Here is a 20512-nt window from a genome sequence, read left to right as displayed (position 1 = left end):
CAGAAAGTCAGATTAGCTGAGCTTCTTCTGAACCTTCTTTACCAGCTTGTTCGCGCGCTTTTCGGCCTTCTTAGCCTTACGCTTCCACTTCCACTGCTTGCACTTTGACGGCGCAACATCCAAGTTGTCGAAGGCATCCTGCAGGGAGTCAACCGCGCTCTGGGCACGGTCCTGCAGCTTCGCGGTGCTCTTCTTTACCTTGCGCTTTGCCTTGAACTGGTCCAACTTGCTTGGCTCGAGGCTCTCCAGCTTGTCCTGGAGATCCCCAACAACGCTGTTGACCTTGCGCTTTGCCTTGAACTGCTGGAGTTTGCTTGGCTTCAAGTCCTTGTAGGTGTCTTGAGCGCTATCGGAAACATCCTCCATCCAGTCACCCGCATCAGAAAGGAACGAGGAGGTTTGCTTGCGCGCATCCTGCCAGAAGCCCTCAGCTGCGTCAGATGCCTGGTCCGCAAACTTAGAGGCCTGCTTCTTCCAGTCATCCTTGTTGTTATCGACGTAGTCGACCACTTGATCTGCAGTATCGGACAGCCAGTTACTTGCTTTACCCAGAGCCTTTTCGGTCTCAGACTGGGTAGGCAGTGCCTGCTGTACGTTCTTCTTCGCGGTGCGGGCAGCCTGCTGGGCGCGCCACTGCAGCCCTGGCTTGCCAGCAGTGTCCACAGTCGCGAGGAGCACACCACCGGCGAGAGCGACATCGGTCAGCGCGCCAGTCTGACGACGCTGCTTCTCATTCGCCTCGTCAGCCTCCCAGAAGGCATTACGGCCGATAATCGAGGGGATTGCAGTCGCAGCGAGCAGTGCAGCGGAAGTGCGTGGCAGCTTGCCAATGGCGAAGAGGCTGCCTGCACCTGCTTTAATGCCACCAACGACCTGAGCGGCCGTCTTCGGGTCGCTCGGGATCAGACCACGGTACTCGCTCGGAACGGCACCGCGGACCTTATCTAAAAGCGCCTTCGTGCTTTCTTTATTGGCATTTGGGTCACGCAGCGTCTGAACACCGTCAACGATGTAGACGGACGCGAGCATTGGCCTTGCGAGTTTTCGAATCATAAATGCATTCCTCTTTTCTTTTCGCAACGTACCGGTCGCTGTATATACGTTCTATGTGACGTCCGACATTCGGATTACGCTTTTACCAGCGACGGTTCCACCAAACATCTAAATCTGGACGCTCTGCACCAAGCGTAGTGGATTTACCATGGCCCGGCCACACAATTGTCTCATCCGGGTATGCGTCGAAGAGTTTTTCTTTGACATCGCGGAAGAGTCGCACGAAGTCGCCTTCGGAATTTGTTTTCCCAAGCCCACCAGGGAAAAGGGAATCACCGACAAAGAGGTTAGGCACCCCCTTGAGGTCGGCGCGCACGGCTGCGCCACCTGGGGTATGTCCACGCAGAATTACCACTGGGAGCTCGTGGCCTGCGAACGAAATCGAGTCGCCGTCGTGGAGTTCGCGGTCGACAGGAGCAGGCAGGGCAGGTACCTCGAGGAACGGTGCCCAGTGTGTAGCGCCCGTTGCTTCCAGGACTGTAGCCAATGCGCGCACGTGGTCGTGGTGGCGATGCGTCGTTAATACATCCGTGATCTTGACTCCGGCCTGTTCGGCCATGGCGAGGATAGCCGGCGCGTCGTCAGCGGCGTCGATTAGCAGGCCCTGGTCATCTGCGCAGAGGAGATAGCAGTTGTTGTCCATCGAGCTGACGGAAACTTGGTGCAGTGTTATTTGGGGCAGTGGAGTTGATCCTGAATTCATGGTGCCTACCCTAGTCAATTCTTTCTTCGCCAGAACAGTGATTACCGAAGTGGTATACGCTGGTATGTTCGGAACAAAATGAACCGATCTTCTGGAAGAGGTATCTAGGTGGCTGACCGTCTTGTTGTACGTGGAGCAAGAGAACACAACCTGAAGGGCGTCGATGTGTCTCTGCCGAGGGACAAGATGGCCGTATTTACAGGCCTGTCTGGATCGGGTAAGTCCTCGCTGGCATTCGATACGATCTTTGCGGAGGGACAGCGTCGATACGTTGAGTCTCTTTCGTCGTATGCTCGGATGTTCTTAGGACAGATGGATAAGCCCGATGTCGATTACATTGACGGACTATCGCCCGCGGTATCAATCGACCAAAAATCGACGAACCGTAACCCCCGTTCGACTGTAGGTACCATCACCGAAATCTACGATTACCTTCGCCTGCTCTATTCGCGGGCTGGCACTCCTCATTGTCCAGAGTGCGACGCTGTGATTGAACGGCAGACGCCGCAACAAATTGTGGACCGCGTGCTGGGGATGGAGGAGCGCCTCAAGTTCCAAGTCCTTGCCCCGGTAGTACGAAAGCGTAAAGGCGAGTTCGTTGACTTGTTTAAGGATCTCGCCGCTCAGGGTTACTCTCGAGTGAGCGTGGACGGCGAGTTGTACCAGCTCAGCGATCCACCGAAGCTTGAGAAGCAGGTCAAACACACGATTTCGGTGGTAGTGGACCGCCTTCAAGTGAAGCAAAGCCAAAAGCAGCGTCTCACCGACTCAGTGGAGACAGCACTCAAACTTGCCGACGGCCTCGTTGGCTTCGAATTCGTTGACTTCGATGAGGGCAACCCTGATCGGATCCAGATCTTCTCTGAAAAGATGGCGTGCCCGAACGGGCACAAACTTAACGTTGAGGAGTACGAGCCGCGCGCGTTCTCGTTTAACTCACCGTTTGGTGCCTGTCCAACGTGTGATGGTCTCGGGACGCAGAAGAAGATTGACGAAGAACTCGTTATTCCAGATCCAGACGCACCAGCAATTGATGCTTTCCAGCCATGGAACTCCAGCCCGAACAAGCGATACTTCGTCAAGTTGATTGAAGCGTTAGCAAAAGAGGAGGGCTTTGATGCTCACGCTCCGTTCAGCTCGCTGACGAAAACGCAGCAGAAGCATTTGGTAAATGGTTCCAAAACCAAGATCAGCGTGCGGTACAAGAACCGCTACGGCAGGCAGCGGTCATTCAGCGCAGCTTATGAAGGCGTCATTGGGTACCTGGAGCGTAAGCTCGAGCAGGCCGAAAGCGATACCCAGAAAGACCGACTGCTTGCTTATACGCGAGAGGTACCGTGTCCTTCGTGCAAGGGCGCTAGGTTGAAGCCCGAGATTCTCGCCGTTCGCCTCGACTCAACAACGCATGGTGAACGCTCCATCGCCAGGCTTACGGAACTGAGCATTGAGGATGCGTCCGAATACCTTGATAATTTGGTACTTGGTTACCGTGAGGAAATGATCGCGGGTGCGGTACTTCGAGAGATCCAAGCTCGGCTGCACTTTCTCTTGGACGTAGGACTGAGTTACCTCTCGCTCGCTCGGTCAGCCGGCACCCTGTCGGGCGGTGAAGCGCAGCGCATCCGTCTGGCCACGCAAATTGGGTCTGGCCTTGCCGGTGTACTGTACGTGCTTGATGAGCCGTCAATCGGTTTGCATCAACGGGATAACCAGAGGCTGATTAAGACTCTGAAGAAACTTCGCGACCTTGGGAACACGCTGGTTGTGGTTGAACACGATGAGGAAACGATCCGTGAGGCTGATTGGTTGGTAGACATCGGGCCGCTCGCCGGAGAATACGGCGGGGAAGTGGTCTACCAGGGAGAACCCGACGGTATCCGTGAAGTAGAGAACTCCATTACCGGAGACTACCTTGCGGGCAGGAAAAAGATTGAGGTCCCGGATCAGCGTCGACCGGTAGACGCAGACCGCAAGCTGAGAGTTGAGGGCGCGCGAGAGAACAACCTCAAGAACGTATCAGTGGATATTCCACTGGGAGTGTTGGTAGCTGTTACTGGGGTATCTGGGTCTGGCAAGTCTACGCTGGTAAACCAGATTCTGGCTAAGACTCTCCAGAATGAGCTCAATGGAGCTCGACAAGTCCCGGGACGGGTAAAGAAAGTCAGTGGCCTTGACCATCTCGATAAACTTGTCCAAGTCGACCAGAGTCCCATCGGACGTACACCACGATCAAACCCCGCGACATATACAGGGGTGTTTGACAAGATCCGCAACCTATTCGCGGAAACACAAGAGTCAAAGGTTCGCGGCTACAAGGCTGGCCGATTCTCGTTCAATGTCAAAGGCGGGCGCTGTGAAGCGTGCCGTGGTGATGGCACTATCAAGATTGAGATGAACTTCCTACCGGATGTATACGTCCCGTGTGAGGTGTGCCAGGGAGCACGATACAACCGTGAAACCCTCGAAGTGCGCTATAAGGGTAAGAACATTGCCGAAGTTCTCGATATGCCGATTTCTGAAGCAGCTGAGTTCTTCGAGCCAATTCAGTCAATCCATCGATACCTCAACACGCTTGTAGACGTCGGCCTGGGCTATGTACGTCTTGGGCAGGCTGCGACAACGCTATCCGGTGGTGAGGCACAGCGGGTGAAGCTCGCGGCAGAATTGCAGAAGCGAACTAACGGCCGAACAATTTACATCCTCGACGAGCCCACTACGGGGCTGCACTTCGAAGACATTCGTAAGCTCATGCTTGTGCTGAATGGCCTGGTGGAAAAGGGCAACACTGTGTTGGTGATCGAACACAACCTGGACGTTATCAAGTCGGCGGACTGGGTGATTGACATGGGGCCTGAGGGGGGATCAGGCGGTGGAACGGTGGTCGCGCAGGGAACGCCAGAAGACGTAGCACGTAATGGCAAGTCTCATACAGGTGCTTTCTTGAAGGAGATATTGCAATAGATCCAGCTTGAATGCATGATTTGCTTGAATAAACTTCATGTATTAAAGTTCTCACCACTACCGCCCAGAGCATTCTTTACAAAGGTGCCTGGGCCACAAGTGGAGTGAATCCCACCCCATGCCGGTCGATAGTGATCAGGATACGGGTCAAGGTAGCCAAAGCATTTTTTGGTTGCCTACGGAAAGCTCCCGCGTTATTAGTAATAGCGCGGGTTTTGTGTTTTTGCGCAGAATCACTGGTGGTCTGGTAGCGATCACACATTGGTTTCTATGTTTTAGGAGTTCTCATCAGCGCTGAAGCTCGGATTAACGATCGTATCCGCGTCCCGGAAGTCCGCTTGGTCGGCCCGTCCGGCGAGCAGGTAGGGATCGTCCGTACCGACGATGCTCGGAAACTGGCTTACGAGGCCGATCTTGACCTCGTCGAAGTTGCGCCAAAGGCGAAGCCGCCCGTGGCGAAGATCATGGACTACGGCAAATACAAGTATGAGCAGGATCAGAAGGCTCGCGAGGCCCGCAAGAACCAGCAGCAGACCGTAGTGAAGGAACAGAAGTTCCGTCCTAAGATCGATGAGCACGACTACCAGACGAAGAAAAACAATGTGGAGCGCTTCCTAGAGAAGGGCAACAAGGTCAAAGTCACCATCATGTTCCGTGGCCGCGAGCAATCGCGCCCAGAACTCGGCTACCGCCTCCTCGAGCGTCTTGCAGACGACATTCAAGAGGTTGGTGTCGTGGAGTCCCGTCCGAAGCAGGACGGGCGAAACATGACGATGGTATTCGGACCTGCTCGCAAGGGCAAAAAGTAGATCAAGTTTTCAACTCTGAAGGGCTTTCAACATGAAGCAGAAGACCCACAAGGGCACCGCAAAGCGCATCAAGGTTAACGGCAAGGGCAAGCTGCGTCGTGAGCAGGCTGGTAAGCGCCACCTGAACGAGAAGCTGTCTTCGAAGCGTCGTCGCAAGCTCTCGGGTACCACCGACGTAGCTAAGAACGACGTGAAGCGCATGAAGCGCCTCCTCGGCATGTCCTAAGCACTGCCCAAGTTAAAACAACCGGTGAACGAAAGAAAAGGAAGTATTGACTCATGGCACGTGTCAAGCGTTCAGTTAATGCCAAGAAGAAGCGTCGCGCGATTCTGAAGTCCGCAAAGGGCTACCGTGGCCAGCGCTCCCGCCTGTACCGTAAGGCAAAAGAACAGTGGCTGCACTCCCAGACCTACGCCTACCGCGATCGTCGTAAGCGCAAGGGTGAGTTCCGTAAGCTGTGGATCCAGCGTATCAACGCCGCGGCCCGTATGAACGACATCACTTACAACCGTCTCATTCACGGCTTGAAGCTCGCAGAGGTCGAGGTTGACCGCAAGATCCTCGCGGAGCTCGCAGTGAACGACTTTGCAGCCTTCTCCGCTATCTGCGAGATCGCTAAGAAGGCCTTGCCAGCTGACGTAAATGCGCCAGTTGATGCAGCATAAGTTGCCTAGAACGTTGAACTAGGACGGAGCCCGTCGGCAAGCGTGAACGCTTGGCGGCGGGTTTTTACATTCAGGAGTAGGAAATTTCGTGGCCCTTGACTTTTCACAGCCCTTCACCGAACGAACCCCGCGAGTCGTGAATGCAGCGAAGCTGCTCCGCGCAAAGGGACGCAAGAAAGCAAACCGCTTTCTGGTGGAAGGGGTGAACAGCGTCGAGGCTGCCGTAGCTACGGGCGCGGCTACTGACCTCTTCGTGACAGAACATGCTTCACAAGCCTTTGCTGACGTTGTGACTACCGCAGAATATATGGATGTATATGTTCATGCCATTACAGACATCGCAGCGAAGCACTTGAGCGACACTGTAAACACCACTGGTATTTTTGCTGTTTGCAAGCCAGTGTTGTGGTCAGTCGGGGCAGCTCTTCGCGGCAAGCCTTCTTTTGTTGTGGTCGGGATTGATACTAACGATCCGGGTAACGCAGGCACCATGATTCGCATTGCTGACGTGTGCGGGGCGGACGCTGTCATATTTGCCGGCGACTGCGTCGATCCTGAGTCGGGCAAGGCTGTGCGGGCCTCAGCAGGTTCGTTGTTTCACTTACCTGTGGCACGCGAGCGCAATACCCAGGACGTCCTTGGCCAGTTAAAAGCAGCAGGGCTTCAGACAGTAGCGACGACTATTGACGGCGAGGTATCCCTTGAGAAAACAAGTGATCTGCTTTCTGCCCCGATTGCTTGGCTGTTCGGAAATGAAGCACACGGATTGCCAACAGCTATTGCAGATCGTGCTGATGTACGGGTATCAATCCCGATTCAGGGATCTGCAGAGTCGCTGAACCTTGCAACAGCGTCAGCAATGTGTCTTTGGGAAACTGCCAAAGCAAAGATGGCGCAACAAGAGCTTTAGTTATATGTGTCGTGTCTGAAGCGACAGGTATGCTTAGTTTCGTTTTAACGGCTTTACAACCTTTACTACAAAGCGTAATCGGAAGGACCGAGTGTGTCGGAAAATAGTGGAATCGAATTGTCAGAAGAGAAACTCAATGCGGCAGCAGAAGCTGCAATTTCGGATTTTGAAGCAGCTGCAGACCTGCAGGCGTTAGAAGAGGCTCACAAGCAGCACTTGGGCGACCAAGCCTACATCCCTCAGGCTCGGCGTGCACTCGGTTCGTTGCCAAAGCAAGACCGTAAAGACGCTGGTAGGGCAGTGAATGTGGCCCGAGGCCGTGTAGAGAAGGCGTATGCCAAACTTCACGCGGTGCGTGAAGCCGAGTACCGCGAGGCTCAATTGAAAGCAGAGGCTGTCGACGTAACTCTACCGACACGTCGTTCTCAGCTGGGCGCGATGCACCCCATCACAACGTTGAGTGAGCAGATCGCAGATATCTTTATCGGCATGGGGTGGGAGATCGCCGAGGGGCCAGAAATCGAAGCCGAATACTTTAATTTTGATGCACTGAACTTCATTCCGGATCACCCGGCGAGGACGCTGCAGGACACCTTTTACGTTGGTAAACCTGGTTCCCGCCAGGTGATGCGCACGCATACTTCGCCTGTCCAGGTTCGAACGATGCTTGACCGTGATGTGCCTGTGTACATTGCTTGCCCTGGCAGGGTATTCCGCACCGATGAACTTGACGCAACGCACACCCCAGTTTTCCACCAGATTGAGGGTCTTGCCGTCGATAAAGGCCTGACTATGGCTCATTTGCGTGGCACACTCGACCACCTTGCGAAGACGCTGTTCGGGCCAGAGACGAAGACGCGTATGCGTACCAATTACTTCCCCTTCACCGAGCCATCTGCTGAAGTAGACGTTTGGTTCCCAAATAAAAAGGGTGGTGCTGGCTGGATCGAGTGGGGTGGCTGCGGCATGGTGAACCCGAACGTGCTTCGCGCAGTAGGCATTGATCCGGATGAGTACTCAGGCTTTGCGTTCGGGATGGGCCTTGAACGAACTCTCCAGTTCCGTAACGGCTTGTCAGACATGCGTGACATGGTCGAAGGAGATATCCGTTTCACCGTCCCATTTGGTGTGCAGGCTTAAAGGAGTTAATGACATGCTGATTTCAAAAAATTTCCTCACCACCCTTCTGCAACAGGCGGGCAATACTGGTTGGTCTGTCACTGACGAAGAGATGGACGCAGGCTTCGTTCGCGTCGGTTTTGAGACTGAAGGCTACGCCCCGATTGAAAAAACCGAGGGCCCCCTAGTGCTCGGCAAGGTCCTTGAAATTGAAGAGCTCACCGAGTTCAAGAAGCCGATTCGTTACTGCCAGGTTGACGTGGGACAGGCGAATGGCACGGGTGAGCCGCAGGGCATTATTTGCGGTGCACGTAACTTTACTGTTGGCGACACGGTAGTTGTCGCGCTTCCGGGGTGCGTTCTTCCGGGTAATTTCGCTATTTCTGCGAGAAAGACTTACGGGCATATCTCTAACGGGATGATGGCGTCAGCGGCGGAGCTCGGTCTGACCGCGAAGAGTGCTGGCATCATTACTCTTAGCGATGAAATCGGCGCCCCTGGCACTGATGCGCGGGAAGTTCTGGATCTCGACGACACTATCTTCGAAGTGAACGTCACTCCGGATCGTGGTTACGCTTTGTCGGCGCGTGGCCTAATGCGAGAGCTTGCGTCGGCATTCGACATCGCTTTTGTCGACCCAGCTCAGCAGCCTGACATCGCCGGCATCGATATTTCTGCAGTTCCTGCGCCAGCAGGTTCCCTTCTCGACGTCACCGTAGAGCCGGACACCGCTACGAAGCGCTTCGGGCTGCGAAAGGTGGAAGGCATCGACCCCGAAGCGGCGTCGCCGTTTTGGATGCAGCGCGAGCTCATGCTCAGCGGCATCCGTCCAGTGAACGGCGCAACCGATGTTACGAACTTCGTAATGTTGCTGCTCGGTCAGCCGATGCACGCCTTTGACGCAGATACAATCTCTGGCGCGCTTCGCATCCATAATGCGGAAGAGGGCACTGAATTCGAAACACTGGATCATACAATGCGAACCCTTCGCGCTTCCGATGTAGTCATTTCTGATGACTCTGGAATTCAGTCTCTGGCTGGTGTCATGGGTGGCACGACCTCAGAAATTTCGGAAACCACGAAGAATGTTTACTTCGAAGCAGCAACTTGGGATGAACTTACGGTTGCGCGTACTGCTCGTCACCACAAACTGAGCTCAGAAGCCTCCCGTCGATTTGAGCGTGGAGTCGATCCGGCACTGGTGGAGGTAGCGTTGGATGTAGCTTGTGAGCTGCTGACGAGCTTTGCCGGGGGCAAGGTTGCAGCAGGTCGTACGTTGGTGGGTGAGGTGCATCAGCGAACTGAGATCTCTATGGCGAAAACGTTCCCTTCGGCATTGATCGGCGTCAAGTACTCTGAAGAGACCATTTCTCAGCGGCTACATGAAGTCGGGTGCGGCGTTGAAGAAAGTGGTGGCAATTTCATTGTGACGCCACCTTCCTGGCGGAATGACCTTACGGTCCCAGTAGAGCTTGTAGAAGAGATTGTTCGGCTCGAAGGGCTTGACGCTATTCCATCGATTCTTCCGACGCCGAAGGGGGGACGTGGCCTGACTGCAACGCAAAAGCGTCGTCGTGCAGTGACGCATGCTCTTGCGTACTCAGGTTACGCAGAGATTATTCCTACACCGTTTATGGCCACGGGTCTTTTCGACGCCTGGGGCCTGAGCAAGGACGATGCCCGCCGCGCAACCGTGTCGGTTCAGAATCCTCTGGATAGCGACTATGCCGTACTCGCTACGACACTCTTGCCCGCAATGCTCGAGGCAGTAGCGAAAAATGCGGCCCGCGGTCAGCATGACGTGTCGATTTACTCAGTTGCACAGGTAGCTATCGGCGGGGAAGCTGAAACACCAATGCCAAGCGTTGATCACCGCCCGGACGAAGAGACCCTGGCAGCAGTGGTGAACTCATTGCCGAAGCAGCCGCTGCATGTTGCAACTGTTGGCGTCGGAGATGCCGAAGTTGAGGGGCCTTGGGGCGATTCGCGAATGTACTCGTGGGCTGATGCTGTTGAATCTGCGCAGATAGTTGCGCGGACAGCCGGAATAGAGCTCGAGGTCCGGGCAGCAGACTACCTACCATGGCATCCGGGACGCTGCGCAGAGCTGCTGGTCGACGGTCAAGTTGCTGGTCACGCAGGTGAACTGCACCCGCAGATTCTGGAAGAATGTGGCTTACCTGCACGAGTTTGCGCAATGGAGATGGACCTTTCGGCATTGCCACAGAGTGCTCACCTGCCCGCTCCGAAGCTGTCTGCGTACCCGGCGGTTCACCAGGACCTTGCATTGGTCGTGGACGACTCGACACCGGCCGAAAGCGTGCGAAAGACCGTAGCAGAACACGCCGGGCCGTTATTGGAAAATGTAACGCTGTTTGACGTCTATCGTTCTGAGTCCCTCGGCGAAGGCAAGAAGTCGCTCGCATTTGGACTCCTGTTCCGTGCGGATGACCGAACGCTCACTGAAGACGAAGCATCGGAAGGGCGTTTGGCTGCGGCTGAGGCAGCGAAACAGGAATTTAATGCCACGATGAGGGCGTAGGTTACTTGCTGCTGACAGGCAGGACATCGCAGTAAGCGGCGTCCTGCCTGCTGTCGTTTTAGGAATGCATGTATCTGGAATCGGCACGAGCTTGCCATTTGTCTGGCAGGATGGGACTCCGTAGCCACAAGCGTCTACACCCGTGAAGGAGCCATAAAACTATGCCGCAACAGACCATTCTCACCCCTAAGGGATTTGCGGCTGCAGGTCTTCACGCGGGAATACACGAACGCAAGGGAAATGATCTGGCGCTTATTGTCAATCAGGGACCTGCTTGGAACGCAGCAGCGGTGTTTCCAGATAGTCGGGTCTGCGCCTCGTCTGTTCGAGCTACGCGCGAAGTTATGCGCTCGTATGCTGTAAACGCAGTTGTTTTAACAACAGGCAACGCTAATGCCTTCAACGGCTCAACGGGGGATGCGGACACTCGTGAGATTCAGAAGCGCGTATCCCAAGAGATTGGAGTCCCAGAAGACCGGGTCGCAGTCTGCGCGAAGGGACAGTTCGCAGTGCCTTTGCCAATGGAGCGTGTGAAAACTGGGTTAGCCAAACTCGCCACGGATCTGGGAGATACCCCTGCGCACGCTGAATCGGCTGCGGCCGCAATAGCGTCAACCCAAGGAACGATCAATCAAGCAGGCGTGAGCTGTGGAGCTTGGAGTGTCGGGGGCATTTCCCAGGGGGCTGGAAATTCACAGGAAACACTAGACACAGTACTGGGGTGCCTCACCACAGATGCGCTTGTACCGGCCTTTTCACTCGAAAAGGCATTGCGACGGGCTATGGAAACTACGTTTAATACGCTTGATCGATCTACAGCCCCGCTAACGAACGATACGGTGTTGTTGCTCGCATCTGGTGCGAGCCAGGTCACCCCCAACCAAACTCAGTTGGATGAGGCAGTGCTTGCGGTTTGCGAGGCATTGGTGGAGCAGCTTTTGGTCAACCAGGGAAGCGCGACCAAGAAATTAACGCTTGCCGTAGCTGGCGCTGCAAATGATGAAGAGGCACGCATCGCAGCACAAGCCGTAGCATGTGACGGACGTTTTCGAGAGTCGCTACTCAGTGGTGCTCCGGACTGGCCACGCGCACTCGCGATTGCGGGGAAGACAAAAGTGTGCCTAGATGCTGAGGCACTGGAGATCAACGTCAATGGAACACAGCTCTGCCAGGGAATCACTCCGCTCTTGACAAGCCGGGTGCTTGACTACGACGAACACGTGACTATTACGCTGGATCTAGGAACTCGTGGCGTCGGTACAGCAACAGTGCGGACGCTTTTGGAGCCTATGTAAGGGGAAAGTGGGCGTCGAAAAGCGAACGTCCAGGAGGCTTTGAAAATACAATAGGGGAGACGTCCGCATATTTTGCAGCAATCATAACGCAGAAATAGGAAGTAAACAGCATGGTGAACTCAGTTCGGCACTTTTTCGCAGACGATGACTTGACGCCAGAGGAACAAGCGCAAGTGCTCACGCTTGCCGCAGAGATGAAAAAGAACCCTTATGCGCACCGACCTCTCGAAGGGCCGAAGTCTGTTGCGGTACTTTTCGACAAGACCTCCACGCGCACGCGGTTCTCCTTCGATACAGGGATTGCACAGCTGGGTGGGCACGCGATTGTTGTCGAAACTCAGAATGCACAAATGGGCAAGGGTGAGTCCTACCAAGATACGGCGGCGGTGCTTTCGCGATACGTCGAAGCAATCGTTTGGAGGACGTATGCCCACGACAATTTGCTCCAGATGGCGGAGACATCACAGGTTCCGATTGTTAACGCGCTTTCCGATGACCTGCACCCGTGCCAAATTCTTGCGGATCTGCAAACAATCGTCGAAACCTTTTGTCCTGAGCAGGGGCCGGCGGGACTCCACGGCCTGAAAGCTGTGTATTTGGGAGATGGCGCTAACAATATGGCCAACTCCTACATGATTGGGTTCGCAACTGCGGGGGTAGACATCGCGATCATCGCGCCTCCGGAGTTTCATCCGGAGCAGCGGTTTGTGGACCGTGCGCGCGATCGTGCAAGCCAGACAGGTGCGACAGTTACGGTTACCAGCGATGTTGCTGCGGTAGCTGGAGCAGACGTGGTTATCACGGATACTTGGGTGTCAATGGGCATGGAGGGAGATGGAAAAGATCGACGCACTCCGTTCTTGCCATACCAAGTAAATAGTGGAATTATGCAAATGGCCGGTAATAATGCGATATTTCTTCACTGCCTACCGGCGTATCGTGAAAACGAAGTGACCGCAGAAGTAATCGATGGGCCGCAGTCGCGAGTCTTCGATGAAGCTGAAAATCGTCTTCACGCCCAAAAGGCGTTGTTGACCTGGTTGTTGGAGCACCAATAATGACCCAAACTGTCTCAAGAACTGCGCGACAAGCTCGGATTCTGGAGATACTTGTGAGCACGCGAGTGTCTTCTCAGATCCAGCTTTCCGAGCTTTTGCAAGACGAGGGTATCGAGATTACGCAGGCAACCCTGTCCCGTGATCTTGATGAGCTGGGAGCAAAGAAAGTGCGGCCAAGCGACGGAAGCCGTGCATATTACACGGTGAACTCCGATGCCGAGGCTTTTGATGCCTTGCATACAGGCCCACGTGAGAAACTTCGTCGAATGATCGAGGAACTCGTCGTCTCTGTTGACCATTCTGCGAATATGGCTGTACTGCGAACTCCACCTGGAGCTGCACAATATCTGGCTAGCTATATAGACAGAGTCGGTTTGGAGCAGGTAGTAGGCTGTATCGCTGGTGACGATACGATTTTTGTTCTCGCCCGAGATCCGCTTAAGGGCGGTGACCTAGCCCAGCAGGTATTTGGACGCAATACAAAGGCGTAAGTGACGCCGAAGCAAGCACAAACCCCGCGCTAGGTATACTATGTACCGCAGTGCAGAATATGATCTAGAAACACAAGGAGCTTTGATCCATGACTAACCGTGTTGTACTCGCATACTCAGGCGGGCTCGATACCTCTGTTGCGATTTCCTACCTCGGCGAAATGCTTAATGGCGAAGTCATTGCAGTAGCACTCGACCTTGGCCAGGGCGGCGAAGATATGGAGTCCGTACGTCAGCGCGCATTAGATTGCGGTGCTGTGGAATCCATCGTTATCGATGCGAAAGATGAATTTGCTGAGGACTACTGCCTGCCAACCATCAAGGCGAACGGTATGTACATGGGTGAGTACCCGTTGGTGTCAGCAATTTCCCGCCCGTTGATCGTAAAGCACCTTGTGAAGGCCGCACAGGAGCACGGTGGCACTCACGTATCACACGGTTGCACCGGTAAAGGCAATGACCAGGTTCGTTTTGAGGTTGGATTCCTGAACCAGGACCCAGATCTGGAAATTGTTGCGCCTGCTCGCGATTTTGCGTGGACACGCGATAAGGCGATTGCGTACGCAGAAGGAAAGGACCTGCCAATTGAGCAGTCGGCAGCTTCGCCATTCTCGATTGACCAAAACGTTTGGGGGCGCGCGGTAGAGACAGGCTTTTTGGAGGACCTCTGGAACGCGCCGACGAAGGATCTATACGCTTACACGGAAAGCCCTTCGATGGGCAATGCGCCTGACGAGGTCATTATCTCGTTCGAGGGAGGCAAGCCGGTTGCAATCGACGGCCGCCCGGTAACGATGTTGGAAGCAATCGAAGAGATGAACCGTCGCGCTGGTGCGCAGGGCATCGGTCGTCTGGATATGGTCGAAGACCGCTTGGTTGGCATTAAGTCCCGTGAGATTTACGAAGCGCCAGGTGCGGTCGCTCTGATTACGGCGCACAAGGCGCTCGAGGACGTTACGATTGAGCGCGAGCTAGCTCGCTACAAGCGACTTATCGACGCGCGCTGGTCGGAGGAAGTGTACGACGGTCTTTGGTTCGGTCCGCTCAAGCGCTCTCTTGATGCGTTCATTGAGTCGACACAAGAGCACGTCACTGGGGACATCCGCATGGAAATGCATGCAGGTAAGGCAGTGGTCAACGGCCGCCGTTCCAACCACTCCCTGTACGACTTCAACCTCGCGACGTACGACACAGGCGACACTTTCGACCAGACCTACGCTAAGGGCTTCGTCCGTTTGCATGGTTTGTCATCGCAGATCGCGAACAAGCGCGATCGCGAAGCGAAATAGCAGGGAGCTTTGGAAGTTATGCAGCAGCATAAGACGAATGAAGGCGCGCTGTGGGGCGGTCGGTTTTCTGGCGGCCCTTCTGAGGCGATGTTCGCGCTGAGCGTATCGACGCACTTCGATTGGGTGCTTGCGCCTTATGATGTATTGGCATCGAAAGCTCACGCAAAAGTCTTGCACCGTGCAGGACTTCTTTCGGACGAAGACCTGAAGACCATGCTCGAGGGGCTTGAGCAACTCGGCGCAGACGTTGCAAGTGGTGCGTTTGTTCCCGAACCGACGGACGAAGATGTTCACGGCGCAATGGAGCGCGGCCTGATCGACCGAGTAGGTCCTGAGGTAGGAGGGCGCCTGCGTGCAGGGCGCTCGCGGAATGACCAGGTGGCAACGATGTTCCGGATGTGGGTTCGTGATGCCCTGCGCGGTGTTGCTCTGCACATTACGGATCTCATCGATGCTCTCGTTGCACAGGCGGCTGCACATCCCGATATCATCATGCCGGGTAAGACCCACTTCCAGGCTGCGCAGCCTATTTTGCTCGCACACTCGTTGCTCGCTCACGCACACCCGCTGTTGCGTGACTTGGAGCGGATTCAGGATGCGGACAAGCGGTTGGCTGTGTCGCCGTACGGCTCTGGCGCTTTGGCGGGTTCTTCGTTGCACCTAGACCCGGAGGCGATTGCGGAAGAACTTGGCTTCTATGAAGCAACCGACAACTCACTGGACGGCACAGCTTCGCGTGATTTCGCAGCCGAAGCGGCCTACGTTCTAGCCCAGATTGCAGTGGATGTGTCCCGCTTTGCGGAAGAGATTATCGCCTGGTCGACGCCAGAGTTCGGTTACGTCACGTTGGACGACGCATGGTCGACTGGTTCTTCGATCATGCCGCAAAAAAAGAACCCAGACGTTGCGGAGCTTGCCCGAGGCAAGTCAGGTAGGTTAATCGGCAACCTTACCGGATTGATGGCCACTCTTAAGGCGCAGCCTCTCGCGTATAACCGCGATTTGCAAGAAGACAAGGAGCCGGTAATCGATTCCGTAAACCAGCTCAACATTCTTCTGCCAGCGTTTACCGGGTTGGTCTCGACTCTCAAGTTCCATGGTGATCGAATGCGTGAGATTGCACCTGCGGGATTCACGCTTGCTACCGATTTGGCAGAGTGGATGGTTCGCCAGGGCGTGCCATTCCGAGAGGCGCACGAAGCTTCCGGAGCATGCGTGCGCATCGCGGAGTCCCGAGGCGTCAACCTTATTGACTTGACAGATGAGGAGCTCGCGAGCGTAGACCCTCGACTTAACGCAGGAGTCCGTGACGTGCTCACGATTGAGGGTGCTGTGAGCTCGCGCGATACACGCGGCGGAACCGCCGGTCCACGGGTAGAAGAACAGCGTGTACGCGTAGCGGAGGCAAATAGTAAGTATCGAGCGTGGGCAGAGAAGCCTGTGCGGGGTTAACATCGGTACCGCATTTGCGACGCCCACCTTTCGGTGGGCGTTTCAACTTTTTGTAGTGGTGGCGTCGATAAGTGACTAACAAGGGTGAGGTAAGCTCAACTGCATGAGTCTTGATCCCAAACTTCTCGACGTACTGGTGTGCCCGCAAGACAAAGGGCCGCTTGAGTATAAGGAAGACGAACAGTTGCTGGTGAATGAACGCATTGGTGTCGCGTATCGGATCGACGATGGTATTCCGGTCCTGCTAATCGATGAAGCAGTTCCCTATACAAACACCCACAAGTAACAACGCTGGGAAGACGACTCTCTGAAAGGAATTTCATGACTAACGCAAACATTATCGACGAACTCGAGTGGCGTGGCCTGATCAATCAGCACACGGATCTGGAGGCGTTGCGTGAAGAAACGCAGAAGCCTATCACGTTGTACTGTGGCTTCGACCCGACAGGCCCTTCACTACATGCCGGTCACCTGGTGCCGCTGCTGATGCTGCGTAGGTTCCAACTCGCCGGACACCGGCCAATTGTGCTAGCAGGTGGTGCTACCGGCAAGATAGGCGACCCGCGTGACGTGGGCGAGCGCACGATGAATTCCGATGACACTGTGGCAGATTGGGCCGAACGAATTGGAGATCAGCTGTCAAAGTTCGTCGATTTTGACGGTGAGAACGGTGCGCTGCTGCTGAATAATAATGATTGGATTAAGGACTGGAAGGTCATCGAGTTCCTTCGGGACGTCGGCAAGCATTTTTCGCTCTCCACAATGCTGAGTCGTGATACCGTCAAGCGTCGCCTGGAAAACGACGGAATTTCTTTTACCGAGTTCTCGTACATGCTGTTGCAGGCACATGACTTTGTACAGTTGCGTCGTACGCACAACTGTGTGCTGCAGGTTGGTGGTGGCGACCAGTGGGGCAACCTGGTGGCTGGTGTTGATCTGAACCGACGCATGGATTCGGAGCGCGTGCATGCGCTGACTGTTCCGCTTGTGACGGACTCCGAGGGCAAGAAGTTTGGCAAGTCCACGGGTGGTGGTTCGTTGTGGCTTGATCCAGAAATGACCAGCCCGTACACCTGGTACCAGTACTTTGTGAATGCTGCGGACGCCGATGTGATCCGGTACCTGCGGTGGTTCACTTTTCTCGATAAGGAAGAGCTGGATGCTCTTGCCGTCGAGGTCGAAGAGCGACCATTTAAGCGAGAGGCACAGAAGCGGTTGGCGCAAGAGATGACAGATCTCGTCCATGGCCGCGAAGCTCGTGAGGCGGTTGAGTTAGCGTCCCAGGCGCTATTCGGTAAAGCAGATCTGACTGATCTCGATGAGCGTACCTTGGCCAGCGCTGTTGCCGAGACGAATGTGTTCGAGGTCGCGGCTGGAGCTGAAGTCAGCATCGTGGACATGCTGGTCGGCTCCGGCTTGGCCGACTCGAAGGGTGCTGCCCGTAGATCGCTGAAGGAAGGCGGCATTTACGCCAACAACGAGCGTGTAGTAGATGAGAACTGGGTTCCATCCGTGGATGATTTTCTGCATGGAACCTGGCTCGTGCTGCGTCGTGGTAAGAAGACATTCGCAGGCGTGAAGCGCAGCTAGGCGCAGGTGACAGCATCTGAAAGCAACGCGGTGGTAGAGCAGAAGCCTATGCCACCGCGTTAAGTCTTTCCATGATGGTTGCTGCGATGCCCTCGGGAGTGTCATCGATATCCACAGCGAAACCCAGCTCGTCCGGTTGGAGCGATTCAAGCGTATCTAGCTGGGAATCCAACATTGAAGCAGGCATGAAGTGATCCGTACGGTGGCTCAGTCGTTTCAGCAGTAGCTCACGCGGCCCGTCTAGGTGCACAAATATAAGGGGTACGTCGGCTAGTCGGAGCTTGTCGCGATAAATGCGTTTCAGCGCTGAACATGTAACGACGGTTCGCTTTCCAGCACTGTCTTGCTTTTGAAGCCAGTTCGAGAGTTTCTCAAGCCACGGCCAGCGGTCCTCGTCGGTGAGAGGTTGGCCCTTACTCATCTTTTCGACGTTTTCCGCCGGATGAAACTCATCAGCCTCGACGAGTTCAAAGCCGGATCTCTGCGCAAGAATCTCGGCGATGGTGGTCTTTCCGCTTCCGCACACGCCCATAAGGATGAGGTGCGCCGGGGGTAGCTTCTCTGCTTCATGCATGTTCTTCCCTCCTTGATGCTTCACGAGTGGGGGTAGCTAAAGAAAGCGTCGCCCTGACATTGATGCAGTGCACGATCGCCCACTGAAGTATGTGTATTCTAACGCTATAGCCAGTTTTCCGTATTGACGCCCCGTAGATCGGTGCGTCGATACGGCCTTGAAGCCTCGCTTGAGAAGAGACAGGATAGCTCATGGAAACTTGGGAACAGACGTTGTCGGCCGGCCCCTTAATGGGGATCGCTGCGGTCGGCATTGCCCTCATTCTTTTGCTCATTATTCAGTTTAGGGTCCATGCGTTCGTCACGCTGATCCTCGTGTCTGTCTTGACCGCTATCGCGGCCGGCATTCCAACAGGAGAACTGTATGACGTTGTGATGGGCGGCTTCCGATCCACACTTGGCGACGTCGGTATTCTTGTCGGTTTGGGCGCGATGCTTGGCAAACTTATTGAGTACTCCGGTGGCGCTAGAGTCCTCGCCAACACGATGATCGATAGGTTCGGCGAGCGGCGAGCGCCGATGGCGCTTGGTGTGGCCTCGCTCTTGCTTGGCTTCCCAATGTTTTTCGACGCCGGCCTCGTTGTCATGCTGCCGATCATTTTCGCAGTTGCCGCTCGTATCGGTGGACCAATCTTGCTCTACGCAATTCCGACGGTTGCTGCATTCTCTGTCATGCACGTCTTCGTGCCTCCGCATCCAGGACCAGTCGCTGCTTCGACATTCTTCGACACAAACCTTGGTCTGCTGATCGTTTTTGGCTTGATTGTTGCAGTTCCAACGTTCTATGTTTCGGGCCTTTTGTGGGGTAAGTATTGCGCAAAGAAGTTCCCGTTTACGTCAGTAGCAAACGCCGTTTTCAACTCGGACGACAGCGATATTAAGTCATTGCCGAAAACAGGCACTGTCATTACGATTCTGCTGCTCCCGATGCTGTTGATATTCCTGAACACGGGTGTCGACTTTGCGACGAAATCTGGCGCAATTACAGGTGACGAAACCTGGGCGCAGGCGTTCACATTCCTTGGAAAGTCCGGTATTGCGCTGTTGATTTCGGTTCTCGTCGCGCTTCCAGTGCTCGGGACCTCACGTGGGGTGAAGGGTTCGGCGCTGGAAAAACTCGTCGATTCGGCGTTAGGGCCAATTGCATCCGTTGTGTTCATTACTGGTGCCGGTGGCATGTACGGCGGAGTTCTTCGTGCGTCTGGTATCGGCGATGCCATCGCGGATCTCATGCAAGGACTAGGAATTCCAGTCATCCTCGCTGTGTACTTGGTAGCGGTGATCATGCGCGTTGCGCAGGGATCTGCAACTGTAGCGCTGACAACCACGGCCGGATTGATGGCTCCAGCAGTACTGGCTGGCGGCTACTCGGAAATTCAGATCGTCGCAATTACATTGGCCTGTGCGGCCGGTTCGGTTTGCTGCTCTCTAGTGAACGACTCCGGCTTCTGGCTTGTGGGCCGTCTTTTTGGGATGGACGTCAAGACCACACTGAAAACTTGGACGCTGCAGCAGACCATAGAATCCGTGGCGGCATTCCTAATCACGCTTCTGATCTTTGTCCTTTTCTAACTCCTCGAGAAGGCGTTAGGGGAACGCAAATCTGATCCGTTAGCGCCTTCTCAATAAACTACTTCTACCAGCCAATTTGTGTTGTTGTTGGTGTGTGTGTAACTTTATGTGAGTCAGCGAGACCGACAACGCCCCGCCAGACAGACTCTTTAAGAGAGTGTGTGGTGAGATGGCGGTTAGGAAAACTACCGCTGGCCGACATAATGAAATAGGTTCTGTGATGCGGCGCGTTTTGCGTTGTTGAGAATGTTTTGTTAGTGTCAATTTTCGTCGCTTTGGATGCGCCACTACTGGTGGTGTGTTTGGGTGTGCGGTTGTTGTTTGAGAACTCGATAGTGTGCCAATGTACTTTTTATTTTTTTGATTGCATTGACTTTTGGTTGCGTGCTGTGTGCCATGTTTTGGTGTGTGCCGGCGGTGATGCTTGAA

General features: G+C 54.8%; 18 protein-coding genes. 15 read left to right on the top strand and 3 right to left on the bottom strand.

Annotated features, from left to right (window positions below; all coding sequences use genetic code 11):
- Nucleotides 1-12: 12 nt before the first annotated feature.
- Together BJP06_RS11340 and BJP06_RS11335 are read right to left on the bottom strand one after the other, a co-directional pair.
- Entirely contained in the window at nt 13-1053 is a 1041-nt protein-coding gene (locus BJP06_RS11340; protein WP_071573918.1) for a DoxX family protein, read from the bottom strand.
- Nucleotides 1054-1135: 82 nt separating this feature from the next.
- The gene (locus BJP06_RS11335) at nt 1136-1756 is read right to left on the bottom strand and encodes an MBL fold metallo-hydrolase (protein WP_071573917.1); all 621 of its coding nucleotides are present in this window, start codon (nt 1754-1756) and stop codon (nt 1136-1138) included.
- A gap of 108 nt (nt 1757-1864) precedes the next feature.
- Between BJP06_RS11335 and uvrA the strand changes: the two genes are divergently transcribed.
- From uvrA to tyrS, 14 genes are all read left to right on the top strand, one after another.
- A complete protein-coding gene (gene uvrA / locus BJP06_RS11330; protein ID WP_071573916.1) occupies nt 1865-4717 on the top strand; it encodes an excinuclease ABC subunit UvrA in 2853 nt (950 codons plus the stop codon).
- A 260-nt stretch (nt 4718-4977) separates the two neighbouring features.
- Entirely contained in the window at nt 4978-5526 is a 549-nt protein-coding gene (gene infC, locus BJP06_RS11325; protein ID WP_083290943.1) for a translation initiation factor IF-3, read from the top strand.
- Between the two features lie 31 nt (nt 5527-5557).
- Nucleotides 5558-5752 carry a 50S ribosomal protein L35 gene (gene rpmI, locus BJP06_RS11320; protein WP_070362525.1) on the top strand — a complete coding sequence of 65 codons (195 nt, stop codon included), beginning with the start codon at nt 5558-5560 and terminating at the stop codon, nt 5750-5752.
- Nucleotides 5753-5805: 53 nt separating this feature from the next.
- Nucleotides 5806-6192, top strand: coding sequence for a 50S ribosomal protein L20 (gene rplT / locus BJP06_RS11315; protein WP_070362524.1), 387 nt, complete (start codon nt 5806-5808; stop codon nt 6190-6192).
- An 88-nt stretch (nt 6193-6280) separates the two neighbouring features.
- Nucleotides 6281-7102: an RNA methyltransferase gene (locus tag BJP06_RS11310; RefSeq protein WP_070362523.1), complete on the top strand. Its 822-nt coding sequence runs from the start codon at nt 6281-6283 to the stop codon at nt 7100-7102.
- Nucleotides 7103-7213: 111 nt separating this feature from the next.
- Nucleotides 7214-8242 carry a phenylalanine--tRNA ligase subunit alpha gene (gene pheS, locus BJP06_RS11305; protein ID WP_369822297.1) on the top strand — a complete coding sequence of 343 codons (1029 nt, stop codon included), beginning with the start codon at nt 7214-7216 and terminating at the stop codon, nt 8240-8242.
- A gap of 13 nt (nt 8243-8255) precedes the next feature.
- Nucleotides 8256-10763 carry a phenylalanine--tRNA ligase subunit beta gene (gene pheT / locus BJP06_RS11300; RefSeq protein ID WP_071573914.1) on the top strand — a complete coding sequence of 836 codons (2508 nt, stop codon included), beginning with the start codon at nt 8256-8258 and terminating at the stop codon, nt 10761-10763.
- Nucleotides 10764-10924: 161 nt separating this feature from the next.
- Entirely contained in the window at nt 10925-12058 is a 1134-nt protein-coding gene (locus tag BJP06_RS11295) for a bifunctional ornithine acetyltransferase/N-acetylglutamate synthase (RefSeq protein WP_071573913.1), read from the top strand.
- 110 nt (nt 12059-12168) lie between these two features.
- Complete coding sequence (gene argF / locus BJP06_RS11290; RefSeq protein WP_070362519.1) at nt 12169-13116, top strand: ornithine carbamoyltransferase; 948 nt, start codon at nt 12169-12171, stop codon at nt 13114-13116.
- On the top strand, nt 13116-13607 hold the full coding sequence (locus tag BJP06_RS11285; RefSeq protein WP_071573912.1) for an arginine repressor: 492 nt from the start codon (nt 13116-13118) through the stop codon (nt 13605-13607). The genes argF and BJP06_RS11285 overlap by 1 nt, the downstream gene beginning before the upstream one ends.
- Nucleotides 13608-13696: 89 nt before the next feature.
- On the top strand, nt 13697-14896 hold the full coding sequence (locus BJP06_RS11280; protein ID WP_070479104.1) for an argininosuccinate synthase: 1200 nt from the start codon (nt 13697-13699) through the stop codon (nt 14894-14896).
- An 18-nt stretch (nt 14897-14914) separates the two neighbouring features.
- Nucleotides 14915-16348: an argininosuccinate lyase gene (gene argH / locus BJP06_RS11275; protein ID WP_071573911.1), complete on the top strand. Its 1434-nt coding sequence runs from the start codon at nt 14915-14917 to the stop codon at nt 16346-16348.
- Between the two features lie 103 nt (nt 16349-16451).
- Complete coding sequence (locus BJP06_RS11270) at nt 16452-16634, top strand: Trm112 family protein (RefSeq protein WP_070362515.1); 183 nt, start codon at nt 16452-16454, stop codon at nt 16632-16634.
- A gap of 35 nt (nt 16635-16669) precedes the next feature.
- Nucleotides 16670-17938, top strand: coding sequence for a tyrosine--tRNA ligase (tyrS, locus tag BJP06_RS11265; RefSeq protein WP_071573910.1), 1269 nt, complete (start codon nt 16670-16672; stop codon nt 17936-17938).
- A gap of 46 nt (nt 17939-17984) precedes the next feature.
- On the opposite strand, the gene BJP06_RS11260 is transcribed toward tyrS, so the two are convergent.
- Nucleotides 17985-18512, bottom strand: coding sequence for a gluconokinase (locus BJP06_RS11260; protein WP_071573909.1), 528 nt, complete (start codon nt 18510-18512; stop codon nt 17985-17987).
- Nucleotides 18513-18703: 191 nt separating this feature from the next.
- Between BJP06_RS11260 and BJP06_RS11255 the strand changes: the two genes are divergently transcribed.
- A complete protein-coding gene (locus BJP06_RS11255; protein ID WP_070976441.1) occupies nt 18704-20083 on the top strand; it encodes a GntP family permease in 1380 nt (459 codons plus the stop codon).
- The last annotated feature ends 429 nt before the right edge of the window (nt 20084-20512 follow it).

This window comes from Corynebacterium sp. NML120713, assembly GCF_001875735.1.
Lineage (GTDB): Bacteria > Actinomycetota > Actinomycetes > Mycobacteriales > Mycobacteriaceae > Corynebacterium > Corynebacterium pseudogenitalium.
The sequence above is the reverse complement of the archived record's forward strand: the minus strand, read 5'-3'. Positions and strand labels throughout refer to the sequence as shown.

Coding starts and splice junctions, on each gene's coding strand:
- BJP06_RS11340 (WP_071573918.1), bottom strand. CDS start 1,053: ATGATTCGAAAACTCGCAAGGCCAATGCTCGCGTCCGTCTACATCGTT.
- BJP06_RS11335 (WP_071573917.1), bottom strand. CDS start 1,756: ATGAATTCAGGATCAACTCCACTGCCCCAAATAACACTGCACCAAGTT.
- rpmI (WP_070362525.1), top strand. CDS start 5,558: ATGAAGCAGAAGACCCACAAGGGCACCGCAAAGCGCATCAAGGTTAAC.
- rplT (WP_070362524.1), top strand. CDS start 5,806: ATGGCACGTGTCAAGCGTTCAGTTAATGCCAAGAAGAAGCGTCGCGCG.
- pheT (WP_071573914.1), top strand. CDS start 8,256: ATGCTGATTTCAAAAAATTTCCTCACCACCCTTCTGCAACAGGCGGGC.
- BJP06_RS11295 (WP_071573913.1), top strand. CDS start 10,925: ATGCCGCAACAGACCATTCTCACCCCTAAGGGATTTGCGGCTGCAGGT.
- argF (WP_070362519.1), top strand. CDS start 12,169: ATGGTGAACTCAGTTCGGCACTTTTTCGCAGACGATGACTTGACGCCA.
- BJP06_RS11285 (WP_071573912.1), top strand. CDS start 13,116: ATGACCCAAACTGTCTCAAGAACTGCGCGACAAGCTCGGATTCTGGAG.
- BJP06_RS11280 (WP_070479104.1), top strand. CDS start 13,697: ATGACTAACCGTGTTGTACTCGCATACTCAGGCGGGCTCGATACCTCT.
- argH (WP_071573911.1), top strand. CDS start 14,915: ATGCAGCAGCATAAGACGAATGAAGGCGCGCTGTGGGGCGGTCGGTTT.
- BJP06_RS11270 (WP_070362515.1), top strand. CDS start 16,452: ATGAGTCTTGATCCCAAACTTCTCGACGTACTGGTGTGCCCGCAAGAC.
- tyrS (WP_071573910.1), top strand. CDS start 16,670: ATGACTAACGCAAACATTATCGACGAACTCGAGTGGCGTGGCCTGATC.
- BJP06_RS11260 (WP_071573909.1), bottom strand. CDS start 18,512: ATGCATGAAGCAGAGAAGCTACCCCCGGCGCACCTCATCCTTATGGGC.
- BJP06_RS11255 (WP_070976441.1), top strand. CDS start 18,704: ATGGAAACTTGGGAACAGACGTTGTCGGCCGGCCCCTTAATGGGGATC.